At 62.6% G+C, this 9,168-nt stretch carries 6 protein-coding genes and 1 pseudogene; 3 read left to right on the top strand and 4 right to left on the bottom strand.

What is annotated here, in order from left to right; all coding sequences use genetic code 11:
• Positions 1–1,101: 1,101 nt before the first annotated feature.
• The 4 genes and pseudogenes from ACZ3J7_RS40485 to ACZ3J7_RS40470 form a co-directional block, all read right to left on the bottom strand.
• Positions 1,102–1,446: a hypothetical protein gene (locus tag ACZ3J7_RS40485; RefSeq protein WP_350835146.1), complete on the bottom strand. Its 345-nt coding sequence runs from the start codon at positions 1,444–1,446 to the stop codon at positions 1,102–1,104.
• Positions 1,447–1,513: 67 nt separating this feature from the next.
• On the bottom strand, positions 1,514–2,140 hold the full coding sequence (locus tag ACZ3J7_RS40480) for a DsbA family protein (RefSeq protein WP_263284177.1): 627 nt from the start codon (positions 2,138–2,140) through the stop codon (positions 1,514–1,516).
• Positions 2,120–3,301 (bottom strand): annotated as a pseudogene (gene nhaA, locus ACZ3J7_RS40475) (Na+/H+ antiporter NhaA); the annotation flags it as partial. The gene ACZ3J7_RS40480 and the pseudogene nhaA, both read right to left, overlap by 21 nt.
• A 128-nt stretch (positions 3,302–3,429) precedes the next feature.
• Complete coding sequence (locus ACZ3J7_RS40470; RefSeq protein ID WP_051649789.1) at positions 3,430–6,111, bottom strand: excinuclease ABC subunit UvrA; 2,682 nt, start codon at positions 6,109–6,111, stop codon at positions 3,430–3,432.
• Between the two features lie 202 nt (positions 6,112–6,313).
• On the opposite strand from ACZ3J7_RS40470, the gene ACZ3J7_RS40465 reads away from it, so the two are divergent.
• From ACZ3J7_RS40465 to ACZ3J7_RS40455, 3 genes are all read left to right on the top strand, one after another.
• The gene (locus ACZ3J7_RS40465) at positions 6,314–7,507 is read left to right on the top strand and encodes an alcohol dehydrogenase catalytic domain-containing protein (RefSeq protein ID WP_003943355.1); all 1,194 of its coding nucleotides are present in this window, start codon (positions 6,314–6,316) and stop codon (positions 7,505–7,507) included.
• Between the two features lie 210 nt (positions 7,508–7,717).
• The gene (locus tag ACZ3J7_RS40460; protein WP_003943380.1) at positions 7,718–8,692 is read left to right on the top strand and encodes a helix-turn-helix domain-containing protein; all 975 of its coding nucleotides are present in this window, start codon (positions 7,718–7,720) and stop codon (positions 8,690–8,692) included.
• A gap of 94 nt (positions 8,693–8,786) precedes the next feature.
• Positions 8,787–9,095 (top strand): SRPBCC family protein, encoded by a 309-nt coding sequence (locus ACZ3J7_RS40455; protein ID WP_352102005.1) that lies wholly within the window; start codon positions 8,787–8,789, stop codon positions 9,093–9,095.
• Positions 9,096–9,168 lie beyond the last annotated feature (73 nt).

Here is a 9,168-nt window from a genome sequence, read left to right as displayed (position 1 = left end):
CTTCGTCACATCATCCAGTGTCGTCATCACGGCACCCTTCTCGCCGGGCATTCACCCAGCGTGTCGGGCCGAAACACCGTTTAAGAAACACTCCCGGAGCGGGCCCGTTCGGTACGTTCGGGTGTCATGACGGTTGGGCGGGCACCGTGTCGGCTTTGGCGCCGGACGGCTTCGAGGCCGGCGTGAGCGCATTCGACGATCATGTGGTGCCCACCTTTGGGCGAGAGCGGCCATGATGCGGGAGAAGAATTCACGACCCCGCCGGTGGTTGTGCCGAATCCTTCTGCGAAAGAACGGAATACGGAGCAGTGTTCGCAAAGAATGTGGACGTGCCGATGAGGCGACAAACGGATCGTCCGAGCCTGTCGAGTTCAGACCACGAGGACGACACCGCCATTCCCGCGTAGGTAGCTCAGGCGTTCGGCGAGCTGGGGTCGCTGCGTTTTCGAGCCGGATTCGCAGTCGGTGAAGATACAGATCGCTCCGGCTTGGCGGAGTGCGTACTGCTGCAGTTCGGGGTTTGTTCTAAGACACCGGTGTATCCGATGGTGCTCACAGTCTCAGTCCTTCTCCTCTGCTGCCATGTGTGGGACGGTGCGGCTATTCATGAGCTGGTGACCGATCTCAGGACTCCAAGAAGGTGCGCAACTTGGCCGAGTTCGGGTTTTGCTGTGATGCTTCGGGTTTGATCGAACTCGACCACGTGTAGGTCTGTTGAGGCATGGTGTCGTAGTGCTCGGAGAAGGCCATGGCGGCACCGCGGGGTGCCGCAGCGATCACTGCGGCACGTCGATGACTGGTTTGATCGCGAGCCGTAGGACGCCGCGAGGATAGTTCCGCCATCTAAATAGGCGAAGTTGCAGCAACCTGGACGGCGTCGACACTGAGATCACCTAGCGACCATCCGACGTCGCGGGCTGCCGGTCGGAGTCTGTTGATCGCCAGGTAATTGGGTATCCACACCGAAACGAACTATTCGAGAGGTTTTGCGGTGAAGGATGTCAGGCGAGGAATGACGGATTCCGAGCTGGTCGAGGAAGCTGCCCGGCTCGCTGAGCAGAAGGATCGGACTCGATGCGACGAAATCCGGTTGGCACTCGTTCAGGACGAGCTCGAGTCCCGGCGCCACGCATTCCGACGAGCACGGAACGGCGAGGAGACATCAACGATGAACTTTCTGCTGATCTGGTCGCGTGTGTCTTCCGGGCTCATGCCGGAGGATGTGCGTGTCTGCGGTCCGAGACAACGCTCCGTGCCGGCCCGGTGGGCACTGCCGATGAATCCCCGTCGTTGATGTTGGATTTGGAGCTGTTCGTCGGCCCGCCCTTCGCTGCCGCATTCCGTGCGGCAGTCCACTGGCTCGTCTTCGTCGGCGTTCTCTGACCACGTGCGGCAGGTGACGGTTTGGGGAAGACGGCTGATTCGCGCGATCAGCGTCTCGATCACATCGGGAATCCGAGCGAAGTCGTCGGGCGTTGAGGACGGTGCCGTTGAGGGCGATACTCTCCGGCGTCTACTGCAGGGACGTGCGAGCGCCTCGGCGGCTGTGCTCGAGTTCTTTGGTGAGGGTGCGCGCGTCATAGCTTCCGATTATTCGGCAGCCTTCGACGAAAAAGGTCGGTGTTTCTCGGGCACCACTGGACTGGGCGCTGGAAATGTCACGTTGTACGCGCTCGGCGACCGCGTCGCTGTCGAGGTCCGCGACGAACTGGTCGACGTCGAGTCCTATCTCGGCTGCATAGCCGATGAGATCGGTTCGCGCGAGCGCGTTCTGGCGGGTGAACACGAAGTCCAGCCATTCCCAGAACATGTGCTGCCGTGCGGCGGCCTCTGCTGCATGTGCGGCAACCAGTGCGTGCGGATGGATGTCCACCAGCGGTAGGTGACGGACCACGTAGCGCAGATCGTCGCCGAAGTGGACGTGCAGGTCGTCCCATCCTCCGGTGGCATGTGCGCAGAATCCACATTCGAAGTCGACGAACTCTACAAGGGTCAGCTGGGCGTCTTCGGGTCCACGAATGTGGTCGATCTCGGGATCTACGGGAGGTTCCAGCACGATGGGGAGATCGGCTTCGGCCTCACCCAGCTTGGTCGCTGCCACGCGGAAGATCACCGCACCCAGTACTGCAGCCAGCACCATGGCGACGAGCACGCCGACGGTCGCCTGCCCGGCCAGTTCGGGAGATGTGCCGAAAGCCAAACCTATGATCAGCAGCGATACGGTGAATCCCATCCCCGATAGCGCAGATCCGCCCATCACACTGCCCATGCCGACCCCCTGCGGTAATCGGCCCGCTCCGAGTCGGACAGCGATGTATGTGGCTGCTCCGATGCCGAGGAGCTTGCCGAGAACCAGGCCAAGCACAACTCCCCAGGTCACACGGGCACTGAACGCTTCGACGAGCAGTCCGCCACGCAGGTCGACGCCGGCGTTGGCGAGAGCGAAGATCGGTACCACGATCAGCGCGGTGGGTACCCGGAGGTATTCGTGTATCCGCTCGTTGACGGCTGTGCCTTTGGCCAGTCCACGTGACACTGCACGACCTGATGCGGCGCTCGGAGACTGCCAGAAGTCACGAAACAGTTCTGGAGCCGCCTCCACCTTGTGCCGCTGTGTCGGGTACGCGGGAATCAGAAGGCCGGCGACCATTCCGGCAAGCGAGGGATGAACACCCGACTCGATCGTGCTGAACCACAGCACGATCACCACGAGAATGTATGGCGCGGCTCGCCACTGTCGCGCCCGCCCGAGTAGCCACAATGCTGTCAGGCATGCCAGGGAAACGAGCAGTGGAATCAGGCGAATGTTTTCGCTGTATACGAATCCGATGATGGACACCGCGAGGAAGTCGTCGACCACCGTGACGGTAAGGAGAAACACTCGCAGTTGGCCTGATCGTGCGGGCCCGAGGAGCGCCAAGGCCCCGAGCATGAAGGCGGTATCGGTGCCGACGACCACCCCCCAACCCTGCAGGCTGTCTCCGCTGCCGACGATCACGGCGTAGATGACGGCGGGTAGACACACCCCCGCGACTCCGGCGATCACGGCGATACGAGTGCGGGTTCGATCACGTAATGACCCGTGGGCGAACTCTTGGCGTACCTCGAGCCCGATCAGAAAGAAGAAGACGACCGTCAACCCGTCGTTGATCCAATGGTGAAGGCTCATGTGCAACGCCACCGGGCCGAGTTCGAATCCGGCGCCTTGATGCCAGAGGTCGAAGTACGCGTCCGAAGCCGGCGAATTTGCCCACAGCAGGGCGGTCACGGTTACCACCAGCAGCAGCACCGCGGAGCCGGACTCACGCCGGAGAGAGGCCGGAGAGAGTTGGAGAGCTGATTACGCAGGCCTTGGGGTTTCGGTGCCTGTCGTGCCATCGCTAGTTGATCCTTATCGCCGTTCAGTCCAGGCGGTGGTGCGCGGTCAGGTCAGTGTTGTGTGGTGCCGGCGCCTGTGTTTTCCAGCGCCGCTCGTAGATAGGGGGCAGTCGCACTGTCGGCAGTGGCAGCTACCTGCTCGGGGGAACCGGTGGCGACGATACGTCCGCCGTCGGCGCCCGCTCCCGGTCCGAGGTCGATGACGTGGTCGGCCTGGGCGACGACGCGCATGTCGAGTTCGACCATGACGACGGTGTTGTCGGCGTCGACGAGCCCCTGCGCGTGAGCGAGCAGTCTGTCGCTGTCGGACGGGTGGAGCCCAGCAGTGGGCTCGTCGAGGATGTAGAGCGTGTCGCCGCGTTGAGCACGCTGGAGTTCGGATGCCAGCTTGACACGCTGAGCTTCGCCGCCGGACAGCTCGGTGGCGGGTTGTCCGAGTCGCAGGTAACCCAACCCGACCTCGCGTAGGACGGTGAGCGAGCGAAGAACGTCGTTCTCACTGGTGAAGAAGGCGTGGGCTTCGTCGATGCTCATCGCGAGAACGTCGGCGATGTTGCGGTCCCGCCAGGTGATTTCGAGTGTGCTCTGCGTGTAACGAGTGCCGTTGCAGTCCGGGCACGGACTGTAGACGCTGGGCAGGAAAAGCAGCTCGACCATCACGAAGCCTTCACCTTCGCAGGTCGGACAGCGGCCACCGGCGACATTGAAGGAGAACCGCCCCGGTTTGTAGTTCCGTTTCTTGGCCGCAGGTGTTGCGGCGAACAGCTTGCGGATGTGGTCGAACATGCCGGTGTAGGTTGCAACATTGGATCGGGGTGTGCGCCCGATAGGGCGCTGATCGATGGCGACCACCCGACGGAGCCCTCCCAAGGTGCCCTCGATGCGGCCGCGGACCGCGCCCTGATCTCCGGTGAGCAGCAGATCGGTGTCGTCGCGCGGTTCGACGTTGGCATCGGGCGCGGCGGGCCGGCCCAGTTCAGCGTTGATCAACGCTGGTAGAGCCTGGCTGACGAGGCTCGATTTCCCCGAACCGGAGACTCCGGTGACCGCGGTCAAGACCCCGAGAGGGAAAGACACGGTGAGGTCGCGGAGACTGTTGCGCTCGACGCCTTCGACGCGAAGCCACCCGCGGGGGGTACGCCGCTGGCGGCGCACCTGCTCCGACGTGTCGAAGAGATAGCGTGCGGTGACCGAGTCCGGTACGTCGGCCAGCCCGGCGGGTGTTCCACTGTAGAGCACGCGTCCACCGTTCTCGCCGGCACCGGGACCGATATCGACCAGCCAGTCCGCTTCTCGGATGACGGGTAGGGAGTGCTCGACGACGAGGACGCTGTTTCCTCGCTCACGAAGTCCGTGCAGAATTCTCAGCAGCGCCGTCAAGTCGCCGGGGTGCAGTCCCGCCGAAGGTTCGTCGAGGATGTAGGCGACGCCGAACAGCTTCGAGGACAGCTGCGTCGCCAGGCGCAGTCGTTGCAGCTCTCCGCCGGAGAGTGTGGGCGTCGTCCGGTCCAGTGACAGATATCCCAGCCCGAGGTCGATGATGGGTTGGATTCTTTCGAGGAGGTCGTCGAGCAGGCGCCGCGCCGCCACCTGTTTTTCCGCTGACACGTTCGGGGTGCGTCGCACGTCGGGAGCGGCGGTGTGCGCCGATCCTCCCGATGCGACACGTCGTCGCGTGGCCTCGGCTCGTCGGGTTTCGTCGAGAGCTTCTCCTGCCGCCTCGGGTAGCCAGTCGCTGGACACAACAGTGCGCGCGATCTCTGCCAGTCGTGCCAGGGGCAAGGACGCGAACTCGGCGATATCCAGGCCCTCGAAGGTGACCGAGAGCGCCTCCGCCTTGACCCGCTTGCCCTGGCACATCGGGCATACCTCGCTGGTGACGAACTCAGAGACCCGCTTCTTGACGATCGAGCTCTTGGTGTTCGCGAAGGTATCGAGCACGAACCGCCGGGCGCCGACGAAATTGCCCTCGTAACTGGGTTCGGTTCCGGCTTTGATCGCTCGCCGAGTCTGTGCCGGGGTAAATCCCGAGTACACAGGAACGGTGGGGCGGTCCTCGGTGAACAGGATCCAGTCGCGATGTTTCTTCGGCAGCTTCTTCCACGGAGAGTCGACGTCGTATCCCAGTGACACCAGGATGTCGCGAAGGTTGCCACCCGGCCAGCCCGGCGGCCACGAAGCGATCGCGCGCTCCCGGATGCTGAGTGTGGGATCGGGGACCATCTTGTCGACATCGACCTCGTAGACGCGCCCGATGCCATGGCAGGTCGGACATGCGCCCTGCACGGTGTTCGGCGAGAAGTCCTCCGCGTAGAGCATCGGTTGGTCATCTGGGTAAGACCCGGCACGGGAATAGAGCATCCGCACGAGACTGCCCAATGTCGTCACGCTGGCGACATTCGATCGAGCATTACCGATGCCTCGGTGCTGCTGCAGTGCAACCGCCGGTGGCAGTCCCTCGACGACGTCGACATCGGGTACACCGACCTGGTCGATCAGCCGACGGGCATACGGTGCCACCGACTCCAGATAGCGCCGCTGCGATTCCGCGAACAGTGTCCCGAACGCCAGCGAGGATTTCCCCGAGCCGGACACACCGGTGAACACCACCAGACGGTCTCGAGGAACATCGAGATCGACGTCGGCAAGATTGTTCTGCCGAGCTCCCCGCACCACGACACCCTGCCTCCAGCGATCATCGGCCTCGGCGAGATGTTCGGAACGGTTTGTCATGCCGGTGACCATAACGAAGGAAGGGAGCCTTGCGGCAGACCCCACAGCACTCCTGGCACACATCGTCACTCAGTTGACACGCAAGGTCACTGACACGTATCGCCACGTGCGCATACGTTCGAAAGGTCCCCCGGTGGCCACGCCACCACAACCGGGTCCCGAATCGCAGCGTGCAGGGATCCCCCAGGTTAGGAGCGACAGCATGGCAGACAGCAACCGCGCAGTGGTGTTCGAGAGCCCCGGCACCATGAAGGTCGAGAAACTCGACTTCCCCAAGCTGGAGATGCCGAACGGACGAAAAGCGCCCCACGGCGTCATCCTGAAAATCGTCGCTACCAACATTTGCGGCAGCGACCTGCACATTTACCGAGGGTCCTTCCCCGTCCCCCAGGGTATGGTCATGGGCCACGAGATGACCGGAGAGATCATCGAGGTCGGCTCCGACGTGGAGTTCCTCAAAGAAGGCGATCTCGTCTCGGTCCCCTTCAACGTCGCCTGTGGACGATGCCGCAACTGTAAAGCTCGCCGCACAGATGTCTGTGAAACCGTCAATCCTGCAGTCTCCTGCGGCGCATACGGTTTCAATCTCGGCGACTGGGTGGGCGGACAAGCCGAATACCTGTTCGTCCCGTACGCGGACTTCCAACTCCTCCGTTTCCCGGACAAGGACCAGGCCATGGACAAGATCCTCGATCTTGCCCTGCTCTCGGACATCCTTCCCACCGCCTTTCACGGACTCATCGAGGCAGGGGCCAAACCAGGTTCAACGGTGTACATCGCCGGCGCCGGGCCGGTCGGACGCTGCGGCGCAGCAGCAGCACGCCTTCTCGGCGCATCCTGCATCATCGTCGGCGACTACTATCAGGACCGACTCGACCTGGTCAAGAACAACGGCTGCGAGACCATCGACCTGAGCCAGGACATCCCCTTGCCCGACCAGATCGAGGCCATCCTCGGTGAGCGCGAAGTCGATTGTGGCGTCGACTATGTCGGCTCCGAAGCACACGGCATCGGCTCGGAGTCCAATCAGCCTCAGCCGGCAGGTGCCATCAACGACGTCCTCGAAGCCACCCGTGCCGGCGGCGCCACCGGCGTCATCGGCGTCTACGGCCCCGACCCTCTGGCACCGACAAAGGCCGAACAGGAAGGCATCTTCCCGCTCGAATTCGGCAAGGCCTGGATCAAGTCACCGCGCCTGTCCGCGGGGCAGGCACCGATCATGCATTACAACCGCGAGTTGATGATGTCGATCCTGTGGGACCGCATGCCGTATCTGAGCGCAATGCTCAACACCAAGGTCATCGGCCTCGACGAAGCACCCGCCGCCTACGAGACCTTCGATCAGGGGTCATCGAGCAAGTTCATCATCGACCCACACGGAATGATTCCAGCCTGAGCACGATCCAGCACGGAAAGCTCATGGTCTCAGCACAATACAGCACGGAATGCTCACGGCCTGAGCGTTTTGCAGCACGCGTAGATTTCCGGCCCTGTGATCGCCCCCCGACTGGCGGACACAGGGCCGGCTCGCTCTCTCCCCGACCCGCAGGACTTTCCCGCGCGGCTCAGTAAACTCAGTGGTATCCGAAAGGCAGGTGATCCGGCCATGGCTGATGCAGACGAGCCCTCATTGCCACACTTCGAAACGTTGTCGACCTCGCGGGCGCCGGACGACGGTGTCATCGACTACTGGCGAGAGGCCCGGCGCCATGCCTACGTCGACGTCAGCACCGACCCCGCCGACCCCGACTTCTACGGCGATGTCCGTCTCGGCCGATACACGAACTTCACTCTGTCCACGAAACGAGCCACCGCCGAGCAGACACACCGCAATCGCAGCCGAATCGCCCAAGGGCGGGAACAGGACGAGTATCTGTTCGCCACATTCCAGACGCGCGGAAGTTGCGTCATCGAACAGGCCGGACACACTGCAGTAGTCCCGCCAGGATCCATGGTCATCTACGACAGTTCCCTGCCCTTCGCTTTCCGAGCCGATGCACCCTACGAACAGGTCATCGTCAAGGTGCCCGCCGATCGAGCCTTCGCGCTCGCCGGCATCGACCGGACCACGGACATCCTGGCCACGACCATGAGCTGTGCAGGAGCGATGTCCGCCGTCGCAGCCTTTTTCACCCAACTGGCCCAACACCAAGACAGCGATCCCCACGGCGCCGCACAGCTCGAGACTCACGCCTCTTCACTGGCCACATCACTACTGAGTCTCGTCACACCGGTTCGCTCTGCCGCCGAAATACCCGCCTTCCTACGACGAGATCAGGTTCTGGCCTACATCCATGCCCACCTTGCAGACCCCGACCTCGACGCCGAACGCATCGCCACCGCGATGCGACTCTCCCGCCGCAGCCTCTACCGCCTGTTCCAGGGAACCGACCACACAGTCATGGGATATCTCCGCGCAGCGCGCATCCAGTCCGCCCAGCACCTACTACGAAAATACCCTTCCCGGCCCGTCTCCCTCATCGCTCGACAAACAGGATTCTCCGACCCCCGCACCTTCTACCGAGCGTTCCGCGACACCACCGGCATGACACCCAACGAACACCGAGAACGCCTCGATTGACAACGCACTGCACATATCCGCTCTACAGCTCAACGAGGCCGCCGGACGGGTCAACAACGACCGGCTCGGGCGAATCATGGCCCGCATACGACAGGTGGCCAGAAACCTGACCCCAATTGCGAGTCTGAAAACGAAACGCTTCGAACCTCATCATCTGAACACGGGCCGTCCCGACCTGCACTTCATGTCCGGAGTACGGGAAATTCGACAAACCGACGATGTGCACACACAGTGGATCCTCGAAATAGCCGGACAAACACGAGAATTCGACGCCACCATCACCGAACAGCACCCGGACGAACGCATCGCGTGGAAATCGGACGCAGGGTCTATCTCTTTAACGGTGTTTCGGCGGATTTCCATCAGTAAGTTTCCGATCCCGGCCAACGATCGGCGAACGTGATCGCAAACGCGTTCAGAGCGGGCTTCCACCTCGTTATCCATCGTGCCTGGCCCTTGCCTGTCGGGTCGAGCGA

Source organism: Kitasatospora sp. NPDC015121 (genome assembly GCF_055562955.1).
Note: the sequence above shows the minus strand (reverse complement) of the source record. Positions and strands in the feature narration are given on the sequence as shown.